This window comes from Saccharomonospora piscinae, assembly GCF_005862235.1.
Classification (GTDB): domain Bacteria; phylum Actinomycetota; class Actinomycetes; order Mycobacteriales; family Pseudonocardiaceae; genus Saccharomonospora; species Saccharomonospora piscinae.
On the sequence record NZ_VCEK01000007.1, the window covers coordinates 140371 to 160341 of the forward strand.

Here is a 19971-nt window from a genome sequence, read left to right on the forward strand (position 1 = left end):
GTCAGGAGACCTCGGACGACGACGCGGCGAAGGTGTTGCAGTCGACGATGCGGTTGTCGAAGGCACCCGCCCGCCACCACTTGGCGTAGTTCGCGTTGCTGCCGTGGTCGTGGGTGCCTGAGGTGTCGTCGCCGCGCGTCTCCTGGTCGTACCAGGCCGCGTTGTACATCTCCCGGGTCACGGAGCCGCCCTGGTCGACATGGGCGCCGAGGAACATGCCGGAGAAGCACTGTGCCTGCAACTCCTTGCGCCGCGACATCTCCCGGCCCGCGTCGCTGTCCTGACCCGAGGCGTAGATCCGTTCCCAGGCCGCGTCCATGATGCCGGCCATCTCCTGCACGTGGTGGCCGTACTCGTGGGCGAACAACGCGAGGTACACGCCGGGCGAGTCGCCGTACTGCTCGGTCTGCAGACCGTCGTAGGGCAGGTAGAGGTCGCCTTCGCAGTAGTAGGCCGCCGTGGCGATCCCGACGTTGATCCGGCCGCACTGCGTGTCGAACCTGGCGGCCGAGGGGAAGTGCAGGCGCGGCGGGGTGAACGGCAGACCGTGAGCCCGCAGGAACGGTTCCCACGCCGCGTCCAGGCACTCCCGGGCCGCGTAAAAGAACCGCTCGGCTCCCTCCGGCGTGTTCTGCCACCCCGGCAGGTGGCACGCGCGGTTGGCGAGGCCGGAGTCGGGGTCCAGCAGGATCGGATGGTCGGCGAGCTTGAAGATCTTCTGCGGCTGTGGTGCGTGCCCGGTCGAGGCGGCCCCTCCCGCGGGCGGAGCGCTCGGCGACGACGGGCTCTCCGGCGTGGTCGTGCTCGGCGGAGCCTCGGTGGAGGGGGTGGCCGGGGGTGTGGTCGGCGAGGCGGCCACGGGGCCCGGGTCCTCGCGGGTGTCCGGGGATTCGGTGCCCGTGGCCACCACGTACACCAGCACCAGGACCAGCGACAGCAACAGAGCTCCCCCGCCGAACGCGAGGACGTACGGCCACGCGCGTCTCCGGGGCGACCCCGGCGGTGGCGTCGCGGAGCTCGCCCAGGGCGAACCGGGATGCCCGTGGCCGTGCGGCCCCGGTGGAGGCTGTGTCATCTCGTCGTCCCCGCGCGCTCGATGGAACTCGGTGGCCAGCATAGCGAGCCGTCCCCCGGCCGTGACCGCCCTCCGTGCCGGACCCGTCGCCTGCGCCGTGGCCGGCGCACGTCAGGATGGTGGTATGTCCGACTCGACTGGCTGGTCCTCCTCCGGCGGCGACAGGCCGGGTGTCATCCCGCTGCGACCGCTGGTGCTCTCGGAGATCATCGGGGGCGCCCTCGACACGCTGCGCCGGTACGCGGGTGTGGTGTTCGGCTCGGCTGCCGTCGTCGCACTGCTCAGCGGAGTGGTCTACTTCGCGGCCGACCTCTGGGTCCTCGACGCCACCGAGCCGGCGCCGACGATCGATGCGACCGCGACGCCCGAACAGCAGCTCGATCAGGCCGTGGCGCAGTTGCAGGAGACGCTTCCGGAGTTCGGGGCACTCGCGCTGATCACTCTGGTCACGCAGACGTTCCTCTCGGGACTGCTGACCGTTGTGGTCGGCAGGGCGGTGCTGGGGCAGCCGATCGGCGTGGGCGAGGCGTGGGAACAGCTGCGTCCGCGACTAGTGCCGCTGCTGGGGTTGACCCTGGTGGTCACGGTGGCGGTCATGGTCGGCACCCTGTTCTTCATCGTGCCCGGCGTGTGGCTGTACGCGCTGCTGAGTCTCGCCACGCCCGCGCTCGTGCTCGAACGCGGCACGCTCGGCGAGGCGCTGCGCCGCTCGGTGGCGCTCGTGCGCGGCTCGTGGTGGCGGGTGTTCGGGGTGCTGGTCGTGGGAGTGCTGGTCACGTGGGCGATCGGCACGCTCATCCAGTGGCCGTTCGGGCTCGCGATCGACCCGCAGGCGTTCGAGCGCGGCTACACGACGCAGGAACTGCTGCTGCGCGAACTCGGCGGCGCGGTGGCGCGCACCGTGACGGTGCCGTTCGGTGCGGCGGTGACCGCTTTGCTTTACATCGATCAGCGCATCCGCCGGGAGGGCCTGGGCGAGGAACTCGCGCGAGCGGCCCGCCGGGGTTGAGCTCACCGAGTGTCGTGGTGTCACTCACACGTGGTGATTCCCGCGTGGAGTGAAACGAGCCGCCGGGCGGCGACGACGAGCACGGTGACGTCGTCGGTTCACTCGTCCGGCGACCTCGTCGCGGCGAGGAGACACCGTGGGTTGTGTGAGTTGCGGGGCTACCTCCGGAAACGGCACGGGACAGCGACGTCGCCGCGTTGGCATCAGTCGTTCGATGCTGCTCGTGTTGCTGTCGGTGGTGGCGGGGTGCGCGGGGCCGCACGCCACCCCTGGCGGCGCGGTCGGGCCCGTGTGGTGCGCGGACCGGGCCTCGGTGGTCGTGCTCGGCGACGCGCACGGCACCGGTTTCGGTCTACCCGGCTACGACGGTGAGGGTTCCTACGCCGCGACGACGGCGGGTTGGGTGTCCACGCTGGCGCGCCGGGCCTCGGCCGAGTGGGGCACCGTCACCACGGTGCTCGCGCACACCGGGGCGGCCGCGGCGGACTTCCGGCCCGGTGGCCGCTGGGAGGACACGGCCGCCGCCGCCGAGACGGTGCACGACCTGCGGCCCGCCCTCGCACTGGTCGTGCTGGGAGCCACCGAGTACGCGCTGGACGTGCCGCCCGCTCGCTTCGACGCCGACTACCGCGCGGTCGTCGACGGTCTGCGAGAAGCGTCGCCACGGACCGCCGTGCTGCTGGTGCTGGGCCCCGAGCCCGGAGCGCGGTTGGTGGCGGACCCGGCCCACGACTGGGACGACTACCGCGCCGTGATCGAGACCGTGGCGGCCGACGAGGGCGCGCCCCTGCTCGATCTGGGCGAGTACCTCCCGCCGGGCGGAACACCCGACGCCGAGGGCCTGTATCTGCCCGACGGCGTCCACCTGACCGCCGCGGGGCACCGGATCGTGCACGCGGCCGTGTGGACCCTGCTCACCGCGTCGTGCGGTCCGTGACCGGTTCCGGCCTGCGGCAGGAGTACACGGAGTCCAGCGGATCGTCGGGGACCTCGCTCACCGCCACGTCCGTGAAACCGGCCTCGGCCAGCATCCGGCGTGCCAGCTGCTCACCCCAGACGGTGCCGAGACCGGCTCCGCCCCTGGCGAGCGACACGGTCATGCAGTGCAACGTGCTGACGGAGTAGAGCAGCGGCGCGAACGGGTTGTCGAGGTTGTCGGCCAGTTCGGTCGCGGCCCGCGTGTCGAGCATGACGAAGTGCCCGCCGGGGACGAGCGCGTCGTGGACCCTGCGCAGCACGCGCGCGGGTTCGGCCTGGTCGTGGATGGTGTCGAAGGCGAACACGACGTCGAACGGCGGGTCCGTGGGCAGCTCCACGATGTCCAGCGCCTCGAACGATGCGTTGGCGAGGCCCCGTTCGGCGACCTCGGCCCGTCCCCGGTCGAGCGCGTCGGAGGCGAAGTCGTAGCCGGTGAACGTCGAGGCCGGGTACTCGGCGGCCAGCAGGGTCACCGAGTGGCCGGTGCCGCAGCCGATGTCGGCGACCCGCGCACCCGCCGACAGCCGTTCGGCGAGTCCCGGCACGGCGGGCACGATGCCGCTGATCAGCTGGTCGTCGAACACGCCCCGGCTCATCCCGTCCATGATCTCGGTGAAGCGCGGCCGGAACCGTTCGTAGGGCACCCCGCCGCCGTGGCGGAACGCCTCCTCGAGTTCGTCGAGATGTTCGCCGAGGTGAGCCACGGCCAGCGTGAACGGAGCCAGGTTGGCGGCCGTGCTGCCGCGCAGACACACGGCGTGCTCGGCGGGCAGCGTGAAGGAACCCTCGCCGGGGTCGTAGCTGACGATGCCGCCGGTGGCCATCGCGCCAAGCCACTCCCGCACGTACCGCTCGTGGAGGTCCGCGCGACGAGCCAGCGTTGGCGAGTCGGCCGGCCCCGCGGCGAGGGCGTCGAACAGGCCCGTGCGGTGGCCGATCCCGATCAGGTGGCTGAGCATCCCGCCGGTCGTGAGCTCCATCAGGTGCTCCGCGAAGCGCTCGGCCCGTTCGGCGTCGAGCGCGGGCGGTGTCTGGGGTGCCGACCGCGTCGGCTCGGTGGCGGTCATCGTGCCTCCTCGAATGCGATGGGTGCTCCTCCGCTGCGAAAGTCGCGGGAGGGGCGTCGGATAAAACACCGCGGATGTGGCACAAAGAACGTGCGACATTGCGGTCAGGCCAGCGCGTCGGTCACCAGCTCGTCGCTGAGGCGCCGCAATCGCTCGCGCGCCTTCGGTGACCTCGCCTGCGGATGGGGTGGGGCCTCGTGGTCGCCGTCGAAGAACCGGCCGGTCTCGCCCTCCACGTCCTGCCCGGCGACGAGCCGCAGGGTGGCCGCCACCCCGTCGGCCACGGCGGTGACCGGGATGCGGCCGGACTCGCGCACCATCGTGGTGTCCATGAATGTCGCCGGGTGCAGTGCGTTGACGGTGATGCCGCTGCCGTCGAGCTGGCTGGCGAGGTCCAGCGTGAACATCACCAGCGCGAGCTTGCTGCGCATGTAGGCCGCCGCGCCGCTGTAGTGACGGCGCAGCTGCGGGTCGGTGAAACTGAACTCCTGCTGCCCCGCCGAGGCGATGTTGACGATGCGCGCGGGCGCCCGCAGCAGGGGCAGCAGGCGACGGGTGAGGTGGTACGCGGCGAGGTAGTTGACCGCGAACCGGAGTTCGTAGCCGTCGCGGCTCTCCTCCCGGCGTGAAGGATCACGCCCGGTGCCGACTCCCGCGTTGTTGACGAGCACGTCCAGCCGCTCGTCGCGCTGGAGCAGTTCCTCGGCCAGCCGGTCCACCTGGCGCAGCTCGGCGAGGTCGGCGCGCACCACCTCGACCCCCGTCTCGTCGCGGAGCGCGCGCAGCTTGGCGGGGTCGCGGCCGTGTGCCAGCACGCGCGCTCCCCGGGAGGCCAGCTCGCCCACGAGCGCGCGGCCGAGGCCGTCGGTGGCGCCGGTGACGAGGATCGTCTGCTCGCTCAGCGGTCTCATCCTGGTCTGCTGCTCCTGTGTCCGAGGTTACCCGTAGGGTGTGGTCATGGCCGTCTCCGAGCTACACAAGTTCACCCTCGACAACGGTCTGCGGGTCGTACTCGCGCCGGATCCGACGGCGCCGGTCGTGGGTGTCAGCGTGCACTACGACGTGGGTTTTCGCTCCGAACCGGAGGGGCGCACGGGCTTCGCGCACCTGTTCGAGCATCTGATGTTCCAGGGCAGCGAGAGCCTGGAGAAGCTGGCTCACTTCCGGCACGTGCAGAGCAGCGGGGGCACGTTCAACGGTTCCACCCATCCGGATTACACGGACTACTTCGAGGTGCTGCCCTCGGCGGCGTTGGAACGGGCGCTGTTTCTGGAGGCCGACCGGATGCGCGCGCCCAAGCTGACGCGCGAGAACCTGGCCAACCAGATCGACGTGGTGAAGGAGGAGATCCGCCTCAACGTGCTGAACCGGCCCTACGGCGGGTTCCCGTGGATCCTGCTTCCCCCGGTGCTGTACTCGACGTTTCCCAACGCGCACAACGGCTACGGCGACTTCACCGATCTGGAACAGGCGTCGCTCGACGACTGCGCCGCGTTCTTCGACACCTACTACTCCCCGGCGAACGCCGTGCTGACCGTGGCAGGCGATCTGACCGTGGAGCACACCCGCGACCTCATCGAGCGCCACTTCGGTGACGTGCCTGCCCGGCCGAGGCCACAGCGGCCGTCGTTCGCGGAGCCGCGCCCCTCCGGCCAGCTGCACGGCACCCACGTCGACCCGCACGCGCCGCTTCCGGCGCTGGCGGTGGGCTACCGCATGCCGGACCCGGTGAACGAGCTCGACGCCTACCTCGCGAATCTTGTGCTGGCCGCGGTGCTCACCGACGGCGACTCGTCGCGGTTGCAGCAGCGGCTGGTCCACGCCGAACCGCTGGTGACCGACATCGGCGCGGGCGCGGGCCTGTTCGGGCCGTTCGAGGCGCGCGATCCCGACACGTTCTCGGTGACGGCCATCCACTCACCGGACGTGAGCGCCGAGCGGGTGCTCGACGCGCTGGACACCGAACTCGACGCGCTGGCCGCCACGCCGCCCGGAGAGCAGGAGCTGGCCAAGGTGACCGCTCGGTGGAGCGCGGGCCTGCACTCCGACCACGACCGGCTGGTGTCCCGCACGCTCGCGTTCGGCTCGCTGGAACTGCTGCACGGTGACGCCGGGCTCGTTCACGCGCTGCCCGACCGCATCGCGGCGGTCACGGCCGACCAGGTGGCGGAGGCGGCGAAGGCGCTGCGCCCCGATTCACGCGCCGTTCTCGTGGTGGAACCGGGACAGGGAGGAGCCCAGTGACGACGACCAGTCACCGCAGCGCCGAGGAGATCGGCCGCACGCCCCAGGGACCGAGAGAGGTCCCGCCGCTCGCCACGCTGCGTCCCGCAGCCGATCTGTCCCATGTGGACACTGTGCTCGCGGGCGGGCTCAGGGTACTGGCCGTGCACAAACCCGCCGTGCCGATGGTGGAGGTGCGCCTGTCCATCCCGTTCGCGGGGGATGATCCGCTCCACGCCGCGACGGCCGAGGTGCTGGCCGAGACGCTGCTCACCGGAACCCGGCGCCGCGACCGCGTCGGCATCGACACCGACCTCGCGCTGATCGGCGGTGATGTGGGCACGATGGTGAATCCCGAGCACCTCACGATCTCGGGCAGCGCGCTGGCCGAGAAGCTGCCCCAGCTGCTCGACGTACTGGCGGACGTGCTCACCGAGGCGTCCTACTCCGACGGTGAGGTGAACCGGGAGGCGGACCGGATCTCCGAGCGCCTCGCGGTGGCCCGCACCCAGCCGAGAGTGATCGCTCGGGAGGCGCTGCAGCGCCGCCGTTACGGCACGCACCCGTACACGCGGGAGATGCCGCTGGCCGAGGACGTCGCGGCCGTGGTGCCGGAGGCCGTCCGGTCCCTGCACGTGGCGGCCGTGCTGCCCGGTGGCTCGACGCTCGTGGTCGTCGGGGACGTGGCTCCGGACGTGGTGCTGTCCGAGGTCGAGCGCGTGCTCGGGGGCTGGGCCCGCGAGGGCAGGGCGCGGACGCTGCCGGAGCTGCCGGACCTGGACCCGGCGGACGTGGTGCTCGTCGACCGGCCGGGTGCGGTGCAGTCCCAGATCCGGCTCTCGGCGCAGGCGGTGCCGAGGACCGACCCGCGCTATCCGGCACTGCAACTCGCCAACCTGGCCTACGGCGGGTACTTCTCGTCGCGGCTGGTGGAGAACATCCGCGAGGACAAGGGCTACACCTACGGCGCTCACTCGGGGTTCGAGTTCACCGGAGACAAGGCGACGCTCCAGGTGGACGCCGACACCGCGAGCGACGTCACGGCCGCCGCGCTGCTGGAAACCCGCTACGAGCTGAGCAGGCTCGGGCTCGTGCCACCCACGGACGACGAGGTGGACTCGGTGCGCCAGTACGCGGTCGGCACCCTGCTGATCGCCTCGTCGTCCCAGGCGGGCCTCGCGAGCCAGCTCGCGGCGTTGTGCGCCGTGGGGCTGGGGGTCGACTGGCTCGTCGAACATCCGCGACGGCTGGCGGCGGTCACCACGGAGGACGTGGCGCAGGCCGCGCTGGACTTCTTCGCGCCGCACCGGTTCACCGGCGTCGTGGTGGGTGACGCCGAGTTGCTCGCGCCGAAGCTCACCGCGCTGGGTGGTGTCGTGCCGGAGGGCGCGGGCCGCCCGTGAGCGAGGCCCCGTTCGAACTGGGTGAGGTTCCCGCGCTGTCGCGGTCGACCGCCGACCGGCAGGAGTCGTTGCGCGCCGACCCCGAGCGCCTGCGCGTCCGCTGGCCCACGGCCCGCGTGGTGCGGGTCGACGGCCACGGCCGGGTGCCCGTGCCCGAGGCAGATGCCGTGAAGGCACCTCCCGAACCCGCGATCGAGCTGTCCACGCTGCCCGGCGGGGCGGTGGCGGCCGAGTTGCCGGAGGACGCCGTGTTCCTCGGGCAGTGGGAGGACACCGACTACTGGGCTGTGTCCGGCGATCCCGGCCCGGACGCGCGGGAGGTACACGTCGACACCGGGTGGGGCCTGCCCGCCGCGGTGCCGGTGGCCGACGGCGAGGCGTGGATCGAGCTCCGGATGCACGGCGCCTCGCTCGACGACACGGCGGCGGGGTTGCTCACGACCGCGGTGGCGCTGCGCAACTGGCACCGCAGGGCCCGGCACTGTGCCCGCTGTGGCGGGCCCGCGCGGCTGCGGCAGTTCGGCTGGGCCAGCCACTGCGAGCAGTGCGGTCGAGAGGAGTACCCCCGCACCGACCCCGCCGTGATCTGCCTCGTCCACGACGACGTCGGCGTCAACGGTGAGCACGTGCTGCTGGCCCGCCAGCCGGAGTGGCCGCCCCGGCGGTACTCGGTGCTCGCGGGCTTCGTCGAGGCCGGTGAGTCGCTGGAACGCTGCGTGGAACGGGAGATCCGCGAGGAGGTGGGCGTCGCGGTCCGCGATGTCCGCTATCTCGGCAGCCAGCCCTGGCCGTTCCCGCGCTCGCTCATGACCGGGTTCGCGGCGCGGGCGGACGCCGGGGCCGCGATCACCCCCGCGGACGGGGAGATCGCCGAGGCGTTGTGGCTGCCGCGCGAGCGGGTGCGGGCCGCGTTGGCCGGTGAGGACCCCGACCTCCTGCTGCCGGGAGGGTCGTCCATCGCGAACGTGATGGTGCGCGCGTGGGCCGCCGCGGCGAACTGACCGGCGGCGGAGCCGGTACTCTCTCGGCACGCGAGAGGTCATGGGGGTGACTCGGTGAGCGCGGCTCGGGCTGTGGGACTGCTGCTGGGCGTGATGGCCGATTCGATGGCCGGTGATGCGATGCGCGGGCGGGTGGACGCCTCGCTCGTCCGAGCCGCGAGAACGCTCGACCGTCGTGCCGACGCGGACCGGCCCCTGCCGGCCACGGTCTCCGTGGGCGCGGTCGCGGGCGCGTCGGTGCTGGCCGGGGCCCTGCTGGATCGGCTGGGGCGCGACCGCCCGCTGACCCGTGCGGTCAGCACCGCGGCCTGCACCTGGGCCGTGCTCGGCGGAACTCGCCTGGCTTCCGACGGCACCGCGCTGGCCCGGCACCTGGAGACCGGCGACCTCGGCGCCACCCGCGAGACCCTCGCCTGGTGGGACTCCCGCTGTTCGGAGAATCTGGACGCCACGGCGCTGTCCAGGGCTTCCGTGGAGGCTGTCGCGCACGGTTCCTCCGATGTCGTGGTGGCCCCCCTGCTGTGGGGCGCCGTCGCGGGACTGCCGGGGCTGTTGGGCTCTCGCGCGGCCGGGGTGCTCTCCCAGGTCGCGGCCGGGCGGGCGGGGCGGCATCGGTCCGGTCGGGTGGTGGAGTCGCTGCGCACCGTCGCCGACCTGGTTCCCACCCGGATCGCGGCGGCGCTCACGGTCGCGGGCGCGCCCGTGGTGGGCGGGTCGGCCAGTGCGGCCTGGCGTGCGTGGCGGCGGGACACGGTCCTGCATCCGTACCCCAACTCGGGTCGGGTGGTGGCGGCCTACGCCGGTGCGCTGGAGATCCGGCTGGGTGGGCGCACGGCCTATCCCGGGCAGGTGCGGGAACTGCCGGTCGTCGGCGACGGCCGCAACCCCGACGCCGGCCACGTGACCCGCGCCGTCGAGCTGTCCCGGGTGGTGGGGCTGCTGGCGGGCGCCACGGCCGCGGCCACGGCGGCCGTGGTCCCGTCGCTGCGGCGCAGGCGTCGGGCCCGCACGACCTGACGAACGCCGCTCACCGGGATGCCGGTTCGTCGGCCTCGTCCTCGGCGAGCAGCTCGGCGACCGACTTGCGGCGCGGCCCGTTGCCGTCGTCCGACAGGGCGCCGCCCGGTTTGAGCTCGCGGACCGTGAAGTACGCCCAGCCGAGCACGGCCATCACCCCGAACGCGACCCACTGCAACGCGTACGAGAAGAAGGGCCCGGCCTCCAGCTGTGGCAGCGGCAGGGCGTTGAGCACGCCGGGTTGCCCCGCCGCCAGCTGGAGGTAACCGGGGGAGATGTCGAGGTCGGTGGCGCGGGCCACCGTCCGTGAGTCGACGGCGTAGGCATGCATCCGCCCCTGGGTGGAGACGTCGGAGAAGGCGTCCCGGCGTTGCGGGTCGGTCTCGTCGGCCCGCAGCCGCGCCTCCACGCGCACGACGCCTCCTGGCGCGGCGGCGTACGGCGGAACGTCCCCGTTGTCCGGCCGCAGGTAACCCCGGTCCACGAGCACGACCCGCCCTGAGGTCGTGCGCAGCGGGGTCAGGACTTCGAACGCGGGCTCGCCCTGGACGGTCCGCAGGCGGGCGATGATCTCGTGTTCGGGCAGGTAGGTGCCCTCGACCAGCACCCGGCGCCACTCGGTGTCGTTGCCGGGACGCTGTCCCTCGGGAAGTATCTCCGCCAGCGGGCGGGGCTGCTCGTCGAACGAGGACTGGACGGCGGTGTTCTGTGTGCTGCGGTCGTCGTGCCGGTCGAACTGCCACGGGGACAGTACGGTGAAGCAGGTCACGGCGAAGCCGAACACCACGAGGGTGAGCGCCAGCCAACCCGGCCGGAGCAGCAATTTCCAGCGCACGCCACCACGGTATGCGCCGGACGCCGCCCCGTCGGGGCAGGGGTCGCTCACGCCCTCAGCGCCGCCCGCGCGGCGGTCAGCGCCTGCGCCACGTAGCCACCGCCGAAGAGCACCGCGTGGACGAGCAGCGGGAACAGCTGGTGCAGCGGAACCCGTGCCTCGACCCCGGGCGCGAGCGGTGTTCCTGCGTCGCGGGCTGCTTCGTCGTACGCACCGAGGACGTGGTCCAGCAGCGGTGTCCCGAACAGCCGCAGCATGGCCAGATCGGTCTCGCGGTGCCCGCCGTGAGCGGCGGGGTCGATGAGCCACACCGCGCCGTCGGCCGCCCAGTGGACGTTGCCGCTCCAGGCATCGCCGTGCAGGCGTGCGGGCGGCTCGGGGCTCGGGCTCAGGTCCGGCAACCGGTCGCACACCTCGTCGAACACCGCGGTCTCCCCGGCGGTGAACAGGCCCTGCCGCGCGGCCTCCCGCACGTAGGGCCGTACCCGGCAGCGCGCGTAGAACGTGGGCCAGTCCTCGTGCGGTTCGTTGCGCATCGGGGCGAGCCCGATCCACGCCTCACCGGGGCCTCCGGGGGGCGGACTGCCGAAGGCCGGCGCCGAGCGGGCGTGCAGGGCCGCGAGGCCGCGGCCGAACCGTTCGGCCGCCTCGCGGCTCGGCGTTCCCGGGGCAACGTGGTCGATCACGAGCCACGTGTCGTCGTGGCCGCGGACGGCGGGAACGGGCACGTCGCCGTACGCACCAAGCCACCGCAGTCCGGCCGCCTCGGCCGTGGTGGCGCCGGAACCCTGCCCGCGTTTGACCACCACCTCCGCGCCGTCTTCGAGCGTCACCACCGCCGCGTCGGCACCGAGCGGCCTGCTCGTTGCCGCCCGTACCCCGGTGTGCCGCTCGGCCGCCTGCCGGGCCGTCACCGGCGGCCCCGGACCCAGTCGACGAGGCCGTCGGCGGCGCGCTCGACCATGCCGAGCACCGCCACGAAGCCGTCACCGTCGCCGTAGTACGGGTCCGGCACCTCGGCCTCGGCGGGCGCGGTGGGGTCGAACTCGCGGAGCAGACGCACCCGGTCCGGATCGTCGACGAGTCCGCGCAGCGCACGCAGGTGGCCCGCGTCGGCGGCGAGCAGCAGGTCGGCGTCCAGATGATCGGTGCCGACCTGGCGCGCGGTGTGGTCGACGGCGTAGCCGTGTGCCTCCAGCGTGGCCTGGGCGCGGGGGTCGGCGGGTTCACCGATGTGCCAGCCACCGGTGCCCGCACTGCGGACGGAGACGACCTCGCTGAGTCCGTGTCGTGCCAGACGGCTGCGGAACACGACCTCGGCCATCGGCGAGCGGCAGATGTTGCCCGTGCAGACGAACACGACTCTGACCGGGCTCGGGATGTCGGCGGTGCTGCCGGTGTCGGCGGTGCTGTCGGCGTTGTCGGCCATGCCACCAGTGTCCCCGCGCCGCGGTCGGCGCCTGCGGACGGGCCCGGAAATGGCATCGAACGGGACCGGTCGAATCATCGATCGGTTTTGGCGGGGTTTCCGGTGGCAGGGCGTGCGGGGGTCGTACTAAGCTGCCGAACTCGTCGGCACGGTATTGGGATTCCGTTGTCGGCATTGTGCCAATGAACGTCTTCGCACACCTGGGGGTCCCTGATTTCCCCGTCGGAAGCGCTCCGTGCGCTCGTACCTCGCTCGGCTCACGGCCGGGTTCTGCTCGCACTGGCCTGCTCGGTCGTGGTGACCGTCGGCCTGTGGCTGCTGTCGTCGCTGGAAGTCGCGGCGGACGAGCGGTTTCCGGTGCTGCTGGCCGGCGCCGTGGCGACGCTGTCGCTGTGCGTCGCGGTGGCGCTCGTCTTTCAGCGAACCGGTCAACTACAGCAGGTGAAGCGTGAAGCCGAATCGAGGGAAACGGGACTCACTCGACTAGCTGACGAGATCCTCCCGGAGTGTGCGTCCCAGTTACGAGAAGGCGGATCGTCGCGCGCCGTCTCCACCATTATGGATGAATTGGCACAACGCACGAATGAATTCGCCTCCCAGGTAGTCGATCAGCACATTGTGCGGCGGTTCGTCAAGGAACTCGACGTGAGCGAGCGGCGGCGGGAAGCGGCCATGTCGGCGTGCGCGACCGCGGCGGGCCGCGTGCAGGCCATGGCGGTGACCATGCTGGCCGACCTGCGCGAGATGGAGTACCGGCACGACGAGCGCGTACTGGGTGACCTGCTCAAACTCGACCACTGCACCGCACAGGCGGGCAGGCTCGCCGACAGCATCGCGGTGCTGACCGGTGCCCGCACGGGACGGCGGTGGAACAAGCCGATCATCATGGAGAGCGTGCTGCGCGGCGCGATGGGCCGCATCGGTGCGTACCGGCGGGTGCGGCTGCACTCGACCTGCACGGCCGCCGTCGCGGGCTACGCCGCCGAGGACGTCATGCACGCGCTGGCCGAACTGATGGACAACGCCACCCGGTTCTCCAAGCCGGAGGAGGACGTCCACGTGCACGTCGAACACCTCGACACCGGGCTGGTCGTCCGGGTGGAGGACGCGGGGCTCGGTATGACGCCCCAGGTGTTGCGGCGTGCCGAACGCGCGGTGGCGATCGACGAACCACTCGATCTGGCGACGCTCGGTACCCGGATCGGCCTCGCCGTCGTGGGCTGCCTGGCGCGCAAACACGGGTTGCGGGTGCGCTTCCGGGCGTCGCCGCGAGGCGGGGTGAGCGCGGTACTGCGCATCCCGGCCGCGCTCGTCACCCAGCCCCGTCCCGAGGACGAGCCCACTCTGCGCCACCGGATCGCCGTCGACGACCACACTCCGTCCTCCACCGCTCCGTCCTCCACCGCGCGGCTGCCGAAGCGGCGCAGGGGACAGACGCTCGGCAGTTCACCGCCGCCGAGAGCCCGTCACCGCCTGGACACCAAACCCCGTGCCGACGCGGGCGCGAGCTTCAGCGCTTTCCGTGCCGCGGTGCGGCCGGACACCCCACCGACCACCGCCGACTGAGGACTGCCGATGAGCACCACCGACCAGAGTCTCGAATGGTTCCTGCAGAGCCTGCTGGAGCACACGCCCGGCACCCGCCACGCACTGGTGCTCTCGCGCGACGGGCTCAGGCTGTGCCACACCCGGGGCCTCGACGCGGACAAGGCTGACCAGCTGGCCGCCATCGCCGCCGGAGTCCAGGCACTCGCTCAGAGCGCCTCCGCCGAGTTCGGCGACGGCTCAGGAGGCGTCCGCCAGTCGATGACCGAGTTCCACGGCGGGCTGTTGTTCGTGGTGGAGGCGGGGGAGGGTGCCCACCTTGCCGTGGTGGCACGCGAGAACGCCGACGTCGGGCTCGTCGGGCACAAGATGACCGAGCTGGTGGAGCAGATCGGCTCGTTTCTCACCGCGCCGCCCCGCTACCGCCGCCGTCCCGCCGCACCTCGGGTATGACACGGGAGCAGACGCCCCGTGCCGCCGGGGACACGCCCGAACGCCTCTACACGATCACCGGGGGCCGCAGTACCGCGGAGGACTGCGAGCTCGACCTGGTCACTCTGATCGTCAGCGAGTCCGAGGCCCAGCCCGGGCGCCAGTCGGAGCATCTGCGCATCCTGTGGCTGTGCCGCAGTCCGACTGCCGTCGTCGAGGTCGCCGCCGAGCTGGACCTGCCGGTCAGCGTCGTGAAGATCCTGCTCGCCGACCTGCTCGACGCGGGTGAGGTCACCGCCCGGCACCCGACCGCCCCCCGCGCCGCCGATCAGCTGCCCGACCCCGCGTTTCTGGAGAAGGTGCTCGTTGGACTCCGCAATCTCTGAGGCCGCTGAGGCCGCTGAGGCCGCTGAGGCCGCTGCCCCCTCGGCTGCCCGTCCACCGCTGCGCAGCACCGCCACCGACGGCGTGAAGATCGTCGTTGTGGGCGGGTTCGGTGTCGGCAAGAGCACGCTGGTGCGGTCGGTGAGCGAGATCAGACCGCTGAGCACCGAGGAGACGATGACCGAGGCGGGCAGGGGGGTCGACCAGGCGGCGGGCGTGGGCGGCAAGTCGAGCACCACCGTGGCGTTCGACTTCGGCCGGGTGAGTCTCACCGCCGAGCTGGTGCTCTACCTCTTTGGGGCGCCGGGGCAACAACGGTTCTGGTTCCTCTGGGAACGACTGTTCGCGGGCACGCTGGGCGCTGTGGTGCTGCTGGACACGCGCCGCGTCGAGGACTCGTGGTACGCGATCGACCGGCTGGAACAGCACGGCATGCCGTTCGTCGTGGCCCACAACGTGTTCCCCGGTGCGGCGCACGACCTCGGTGAGGTGCGCGACTCGCTGTCGCTGTCCGGCTCGGTTCCCGTCGTGGCGTGTGACGCGCGGCGGCGGGAGTCGGCGAAGCAGGTGCTTCTCACGCTGGTGCGTCACCTGCACACGATGTCGCGGGCGCGTGGCGCGCACCGCTGAGGCCGGTTTGGCAGGATCACCCGCATGTCTTCGACAGTCTCCGACGTGATCGCCGCCCTGGACACCGCCTACCCGCGCGAGCTCTCCGAGCCGTGGGACGCGGTGGGCCTGGTGTGCGGGGACCCGGCCGAGCCCGTCGAGCGCGTGCTCGTGTGCGTCGATCCGGTCGCGGCGACGGTGGCCGAGGCCGTGGAATGGGGTGCGCAGCTCGTCGTGGCGCACCACCCGCTGTTGCTGCGGGGGGTACACGGGGTGGGCACGGACACGGCCAAGGGCAGGCTCGTCCACCGGATGGTGCGCTCGGGGGTGGCGTTGTTCTGCGCCCACACCAACGCCGACTCGGCCGTGCCCGGCGTCTCGGACGCGCTGGCGGAGCGCCTCGGCGTGCGGGTGTCGCGGCCGTTGGCGCCGCATGCCGACGGCCGCACCGGCCTCGGCAGGGTGGGCGAGCTCGCCGAGCCGGTGCCGTTCGCGGAGTTCGTGCGGCGGGTGGCCGCCGCGCTGCCCGCGACCGAGCCCGGGGTACTGGGCGCGGGTGAGCCGGACCGGCTCGTGCGCACGGTCGCGGTGTCGGGTGGTGCGGGCGACAGCTACCTGGCCACGGCCGCGGCCGAGGGCGTCGACGCCTACGTCACCGCCGACCTGCGGCACCATCCGGCGGGCGAGCACCGCGAACAGGACGGACCGGCGCTGGTCGGACTCACCCACTGGGCGAGCGAGTGGCCGTGGTGCGAGCAGGCGGCCCGCGTGATCCGGAATGCCGGTGACCTCGACGTGCGGGTGTCCATCCGATGCACCGATCCCTGGACGATGCGGGTCGGCTCCGGTGGATAGTCAAACGCTGAATCGGTGCCGGCGGTGTCGGCTGAGGCGGTGGTACTCCGGTTTCCGGTCTCTACAGTGAAGGCATGAACGGCGACCGCGACGACGAGCACTCCGATCACGACGAGCGGCGGCCGTCGGCGAGCGAACTCGACTTCTGGACGTTCGTCGAGCTCGCCAACCACCGGCTCGCCACCGAGTACGGGTTCCGGCACCAACTCGCGACCGAGGTGCTGCTGACTCTCAACCGGGCCTCGAACATCGTCACCTACGACCTGGAGGCGGCGGTACACCGGCCGCGAGGGCTGTCGTGGTCGGGTTTCCGGCTGCTGTTCGTGACCTGGCTGGCCGGGCCGTTGGAGCCGAAGAACGCCGCCGTACTCACCGGAATGAGCAGGGCGGCCGTGTCCAACCTGGCGAAGACGCTGGTGGCGGACGGCATGCTCGACCGGAGTCCCGACGCCCGCGACGGACGGTCGGTGCGGTTGTCGCTGACCTCGCGGGGGCACAGCGAGATGGTGGAGGTGTTTCGCACCCACAACGAGCGTGAGCACGAGTGGACGAGTGTGCTCACCGGCACCGAGCAGCGCATTCTGGTGATGCTGCTGAACAAGCTGATCACCAACCGGCATCAGTTCGACGTGCGCGGCCGGAACTGACATCCTACGGAATGTGTGGCACACGTCACTCTGGCTGAAAAATAGTTAACACCTTTACTATATGGGGGTGGGCCGGGGGCGTACCGGCCTGGCGCCGACTTCCGAGGAGGCAGGTCATGGCGTACTACCGTCGCGTGGGCGACGTTCCTCCGAAGCGTCACACCCAGCACCGCTCCGAGGGCGGCGGCCTCTACTACGAGGAACTCATGGGCGAGGAGGGCTTCTCGTCCGACTCCGCGCTGCTCTACCACCGGCACCTCCCCTCGGCGATCGTCGATTCCCGGGTCTGGCAACTGCCCGAGCAGGCGACCACGCCGAACCATCCGCTCCGGCCCCGGCATCTGCGATTGCCTGAGCTTTTCCCGGGTGAGGGCTGGCGCGATGCCGACGTCGTCACCGGCCGCAGGCTGGTGCTGGGTAACGCGGACGTCCGGTTGTCGTACGTGGTCGCCGGGCGGGACTCGCCGCTGTACCGCAACGCGACCGGCGACGAGGTGGTCTACGTCGAGTCCGGAGAGGCCGTGGTGGAGACGGTCTTCGGCGCCCTGCGGGCGCGGGAGGGCGACTACGTGGTGCTGCCGATGGCGACCACCCACCGTTGGCTGCCGCGTGGCGACCAACCGCTGCGTGCCTATGCGATCGAGGCCAATAGCCACGTCGGCCCACCCAAGCGGTATCTCTCGCGTTACGGCCAGTTCCTCGAACACTCCCCGTACTGCGAGCGCGATCTGCACGGTCCCGGCGAGCCGCTCACCGCCGAGGGCACCGACGTGGAAGTGTTGGTGAAGCATCGCACCTCACGCGGTCTGGTGGGCACCGTGCTGGTGTATCCGCACCACCCGTTCGACGTCGTGGGCTGGGACGGATGCCTCTACCCGTACACGATGAGCATTCACGACTTCGAGCCGATCACCGGCCGTGTCCATCAGCCGCCTCCCGTGCATCAGGTGTTCGAGGGGCACAACTTCGTGGTGTGCAACTTCGTGCCCCGGAAGGTCGACTATCACCCGTTGTCCATCCCGGTGCCGTACTACCACTCCAATGTGGACTCGGATGAGATCATGTTCTACTGCGGAGGCGACTACGAGGCCCGCAAGGGTTCCGGGATCGCACAGGGTTCGGTGTCGGTGCATCCGGGCGGGTACGCGCACGGGCCGCAGCCCGGGGCGTACGAACGCAGCGTCGGCGTCGACTACTTCGACGAGCTCGCGGTCATGGTCGACACGTTCCGGCCGCTCGAACTGGGCGAGGGTGGTCTGGCGTGTGAGGACTCCGCGTACGCGTGGACCTGGGCGGGGAGGGGGCCCGCGCAGTGAACGCCACGGAAACCCTGCCTGCCTTCGCGCGGCGATGGTGCGACGACGCCGCGACGTTTCCGCCGGGACTGGCGCCGCTGAGCGACGCGGTGCCGGCCCACGCGGAGCATCGCCACGCGCCCTACGGCGAGTTGGTGGGCCCGCTGGTGGTGGCGGCCTCGTCACTCGGCGATCTCGCGGCGCTGCTGGCCGACACGGCCCCGGACACCGCGCTCGACCTGAGTCTGACGTTCCCGGGTGGGCCGCAGGCCGTCCCCGGCGTGGTCGAGCACGCCGCGGAGCTACCCGTGCGGTTGAGCGCGCTGGAGGTCGCCGTCCCCGACGGGCTGAGCCCCGCCGAGGTGCTGTCCGCGCTCGACCGGGCGGTGGTGCCGTCGAGCGTGGACGTGTTCGTCGAACTACCCCGGGACGAGCGCCGGACGCCGTTGCTCACCGCGCTTCCGGGTACTCGTTACCTCGCGAAGTTCCGCACCGGCGGGGTCACCGCCGCGATGCACCCCGGGCCGGGTGAACTGGCCGACGCGGTGGCCTCCGTCGTGCGGTCGGGGGTGCCGTTCAAGGCCACGGCCGGGCTGCACCACGCCGTGCGGCACACCGATCCCGCGACCGGGTTCGAGCAACACGGATTCCTCAACCTGCTGCTCGCCACGGTGGGCGCGCTGCGCGGCGCGGACATCGCCGAACTGGCTGCCGTGCTGGCCGACACCGACACCGCCTCGGTCGCCGACCGGGTGCGCGCGCTCGACGAGCCCGCTCTGACCGAGGCTAGGGCGGTGTTCCGGTCGTTCGGAACCTGCAGCATCACCGATCCCTTGCACGACCTGCTGGCCCTGGGTCTGCTGCCGCCGAGTGTGGCACCCGGGGCGGAGAGGACCGCATGACGAGCATCGACGTTCCCGACGGTTCCCTGTTCGGGCTCGACAATCTGCCGTACGGGGTCTTCTCCCCTCCCGGTGAGGAGCGCAGGGTGGGTGTCCGCGTGGGTGACCACGTGGTGGACCTCGCCGCCGCGCTGGGCGACGACGTGTTCGCCAGGCCGACGCTGAACGGCTTCATGGCGCAGGGGCACCGGCGCTGGCGGGAGGTTCGTGATCGCGTCACCGCCCTGGTGTCGGGATCCGTGCCGGATGCCGCGGTGTTTCCGGTGTCGGGCGTCGAACTCCACCTGCCCGTGACCGTCGGCGACTACGTCGACTTCTATGCCTCCGAGCACCACGCCAGCAATCTCGGGAGGCTGTTCCGCCCGGACGCCGAACCCCTCCTGCCGAACTGGAAGCACCTGCCGGTGGGCTACCACGGCCGGGCCGGCACCGTGGTGGTGTCGGGCACCGACGTGGTGCGGCCGTGCGGGCAGCGTAAGGCACCTGACGAGACCCAGCCGACGTTCGGAGAGAGCAGGCGGCTCGACATCGAGGCCGAGCTGGGCTTCCTCGTCGGATCGGGGTCCGCTCAGGGCAGCCCGGTTCCGGTGGAGCAGTTCCCCGAGCGGGTTTTCGGCGCCGTCCTGGTCAACGACTGGTCGGCACGCGACATTCAGGCGTGGGAGTACGTTCCGCTGGGACCGTTCCTCGGCAAGAGCTTCGCCACGTCGGTGTCGCCGTGGGTGGTGCCGATGGACGCCCTGCGTGCCGCACGGGTTTCCACGCCGCCCCAGGAACCACGCCCGCTGCCGTACCTGCGCGAGGCGGACCCGTGGGGACTCGACATCGACCTGACGGTGGAGTGGAACGGCGAGATCGTGAGCCGCCCGCCGTACCGCGAGATGTACTGGTCGCCGGCTCAGATGCTGGCGCACCTCACCGTCAACGGTGCCGCCACCCGTACCGGGGACCTGTACGCATCCGGCACCGTCTCGGGGCCGGAGCGGTCGCAGTGTGGCGCGTTCATCGAGCTGACCTGGGGAGGTCGCGAACCGATCGTGGTGGCGGGCGAGGAACGCACGTTCCTGCGCGACGGTGACGAAGTCGCGCTGTCGGCCACGGCGCCGGGCGCCGCGGGAGGCCGCATCGGGTTCGGCGAGGTCCGCACACGCATCGCCCCGGCGAACCATCCTGGTCGCTGACCGCCGTTCACCGGCGTGCTCCCGCGTTGTGGGAGGATCGCAGGCGTGGGCCGAGCGGGTTCGCCCGCGAGCCCGTGCGCGAGC

21 protein-coding genes are annotated in these 19971 nt (G+C 71.8%); 15 read left to right on the plus strand and 6 right to left on the minus strand.

All coding sequences use genetic code 11. The features are described from left to right. Window position 1: 1 nt before the first annotated feature. Window positions 2-1075 carry a neutral zinc metallopeptidase gene (locus tag FFT09_RS22255; protein ID WP_081193886.1) on the minus strand — a complete coding sequence of 358 codons (1074 nt, stop codon included), beginning with the start codon at window positions 1073-1075 and terminating at the stop codon, window positions 2-4. 124 nt (window positions 1076-1199) lie between these two features. On the opposite strand from FFT09_RS22255, the gene FFT09_RS22260 reads away from it, so the two are divergent. Together FFT09_RS22260 and FFT09_RS22265 are read left to right on the plus strand one after the other, a co-directional pair. Then, a complete protein-coding gene (locus FFT09_RS22260) occupies window positions 1200-2084 on the plus strand; it encodes a DUF7847 domain-containing protein (protein WP_138383910.1) in 885 nt (294 codons plus the stop codon). Between the two features lie 214 nt (window positions 2085-2298). Continuing rightward, complete coding sequence (locus tag FFT09_RS22265; protein WP_138383911.1) at window positions 2299-3021, plus strand: SGNH/GDSL hydrolase family protein; 723 nt, start codon at window positions 2299-2301, stop codon at window positions 3019-3021. Here FFT09_RS22265 and FFT09_RS22270 read toward each other — a convergent pair. Together FFT09_RS22270 and FFT09_RS22275 are read right to left on the minus strand one after the other, a co-directional pair. Next, window positions 2999-4129: a class I SAM-dependent methyltransferase gene (locus tag FFT09_RS22270; protein ID WP_138383912.1), complete on the minus strand. Its 1131-nt coding sequence runs from the start codon at window positions 4127-4129 to the stop codon at window positions 2999-3001. The two genes, FFT09_RS22265 and FFT09_RS22270, sit on opposite strands and share 23 nt — an antisense overlap. Window positions 4130-4233: 104 nt before the next feature. Further along, window positions 4234-5040, minus strand: coding sequence for an SDR family NAD(P)-dependent oxidoreductase (locus tag FFT09_RS22275; protein WP_138383913.1), 807 nt, complete (start codon window positions 5038-5040; stop codon window positions 4234-4236). 46 nt (window positions 5041-5086) lie between these two features. On the opposite strand from FFT09_RS22275, the gene FFT09_RS22280 reads away from it, so the two are divergent. From FFT09_RS22280 to FFT09_RS22295, 4 genes are read left to right on the plus strand one after another with little or no spacing between them, the layout of a single operon-like run. Further along, complete coding sequence (locus FFT09_RS22280) at window positions 5087-6373, plus strand: M16 family metallopeptidase (protein WP_024877590.1); 1287 nt, start codon at window positions 5087-5089, stop codon at window positions 6371-6373. Further along, a complete protein-coding gene (locus FFT09_RS22285) occupies window positions 6370-7755 on the plus strand; it encodes a M16 family metallopeptidase (protein WP_138383914.1) in 1386 nt (461 codons plus the stop codon). Before FFT09_RS22280 ends, FFT09_RS22285 begins: the two co-directional genes overlap by 4 nt. Beyond that, complete coding sequence (gene nudC, locus FFT09_RS22290) at window positions 7752-8756, plus strand: NAD(+) diphosphatase (protein ID WP_138383915.1); 1005 nt, start codon at window positions 7752-7754, stop codon at window positions 8754-8756. Before FFT09_RS22285 ends, nudC begins: the two co-directional genes overlap by 4 nt. A 54-nt stretch (window positions 8757-8810) precedes the next feature. Further along, complete coding sequence (locus tag FFT09_RS22295; protein WP_244231463.1) at window positions 8811-9773, plus strand: cobalamin biosynthesis protein CobD/CbiB; 963 nt, start codon at window positions 8811-8813, stop codon at window positions 9771-9773. Window positions 9774-9783: 10 nt separating this feature from the next. On the opposite strand, the gene FFT09_RS22300 is transcribed toward FFT09_RS22295, so the two are convergent. The 3 genes from FFT09_RS22300 to FFT09_RS22310 are packed head-to-tail and all read right to left on the minus strand — an operon-like array spanning window position 9784 to window position 12037. Further along, window positions 9784-10608, minus strand: a complete 825-nt coding sequence (locus tag FFT09_RS22300; RefSeq protein ID WP_138383916.1) for an SURF1 family cytochrome oxidase biogenesis protein — start codon at window positions 10606-10608, stop codon at window positions 9784-9786. A 47-nt stretch (window positions 10609-10655) separates the two neighbouring features. Continuing rightward, the gene (locus tag FFT09_RS22305; RefSeq protein WP_138383917.1) at window positions 10656-11522 is read right to left on the minus strand and encodes a fructosamine kinase family protein; all 867 of its coding nucleotides are present in this window, start codon (window positions 11520-11522) and stop codon (window positions 10656-10658) included. Continuing rightward, the gene (locus FFT09_RS22310) at window positions 11519-12037 is read right to left on the minus strand and encodes a low molecular weight protein-tyrosine-phosphatase (RefSeq protein ID WP_138383918.1); all 519 of its coding nucleotides are present in this window, start codon (window positions 12035-12037) and stop codon (window positions 11519-11521) included. The genes FFT09_RS22305 and FFT09_RS22310 overlap by 4 nt, the downstream gene beginning before the upstream one ends. Window positions 12038-12331: 294 nt before the next feature. Here FFT09_RS22310 and FFT09_RS22315 point away from each other — a divergent pair, with 294 nt between their 5' ends. From FFT09_RS22315 to fahA, 9 genes are all read left to right on the plus strand, one after another. Beyond that, window positions 12332-13603: an ATP-binding protein gene (locus tag FFT09_RS22315; protein ID WP_244231464.1), complete on the plus strand. Its 1272-nt coding sequence runs from the start codon at window positions 12332-12334 to the stop codon at window positions 13601-13603. A gap of 9 nt (window positions 13604-13612) precedes the next feature. Then, on the plus strand, window positions 13613-14035 hold the full coding sequence (locus FFT09_RS22320) for a roadblock/LC7 domain-containing protein (RefSeq protein WP_024877582.1): 423 nt from the start codon (window positions 13613-13615) through the stop codon (window positions 14033-14035). Next, window positions 14032-14400 carry a DUF742 domain-containing protein gene (locus FFT09_RS22325; RefSeq protein ID WP_138383919.1) on the plus strand — a complete coding sequence of 123 codons (369 nt, stop codon included), beginning with the start codon at window positions 14032-14034 and terminating at the stop codon, window positions 14398-14400. The genes FFT09_RS22320 and FFT09_RS22325 overlap by 4 nt, the downstream gene beginning before the upstream one ends. Further along, window positions 14381-15028 (plus strand): GTP-binding protein, encoded by a 648-nt coding sequence (locus tag FFT09_RS22330; protein WP_138383920.1) that lies wholly within the window; start codon window positions 14381-14383, stop codon window positions 15026-15028. Before FFT09_RS22325 ends, FFT09_RS22330 begins: the two co-directional genes overlap by 20 nt. A 24-nt stretch (window positions 15029-15052) precedes the next feature. Further along, window positions 15053-15862, plus strand: a complete 810-nt coding sequence (locus FFT09_RS22335) for a Nif3-like dinuclear metal center hexameric protein (RefSeq protein ID WP_138383921.1) — start codon at window positions 15053-15055, stop codon at window positions 15860-15862. A gap of 74 nt (window positions 15863-15936) precedes the next feature. Further along, window positions 15937-16509 carry a MarR family winged helix-turn-helix transcriptional regulator gene (locus FFT09_RS22340; protein ID WP_081193794.1) on the plus strand — a complete coding sequence of 191 codons (573 nt, stop codon included), beginning with the start codon at window positions 15937-15939 and terminating at the stop codon, window positions 16507-16509. Between the two features lie 116 nt (window positions 16510-16625). Then, window positions 16626-17825, plus strand: coding sequence for a homogentisate 1,2-dioxygenase (locus FFT09_RS22345; protein WP_138383922.1), 1200 nt, complete (start codon window positions 16626-16628; stop codon window positions 17823-17825). Next, window positions 17822-18706 (plus strand): hypothetical protein, encoded by an 885-nt coding sequence (locus tag FFT09_RS22350; RefSeq protein WP_138383923.1) that lies wholly within the window; start codon window positions 17822-17824, stop codon window positions 18704-18706. Before FFT09_RS22345 ends, FFT09_RS22350 begins: the two co-directional genes overlap by 4 nt. Next, window positions 18703-19887, plus strand: coding sequence for a fumarylacetoacetase (gene fahA, locus FFT09_RS22355; RefSeq protein WP_138383924.1), 1185 nt, complete (start codon window positions 18703-18705; stop codon window positions 19885-19887). Before FFT09_RS22350 ends, fahA begins: the two co-directional genes overlap by 4 nt. The last annotated feature ends 84 nt before the right edge of the window (window positions 19888-19971 follow it).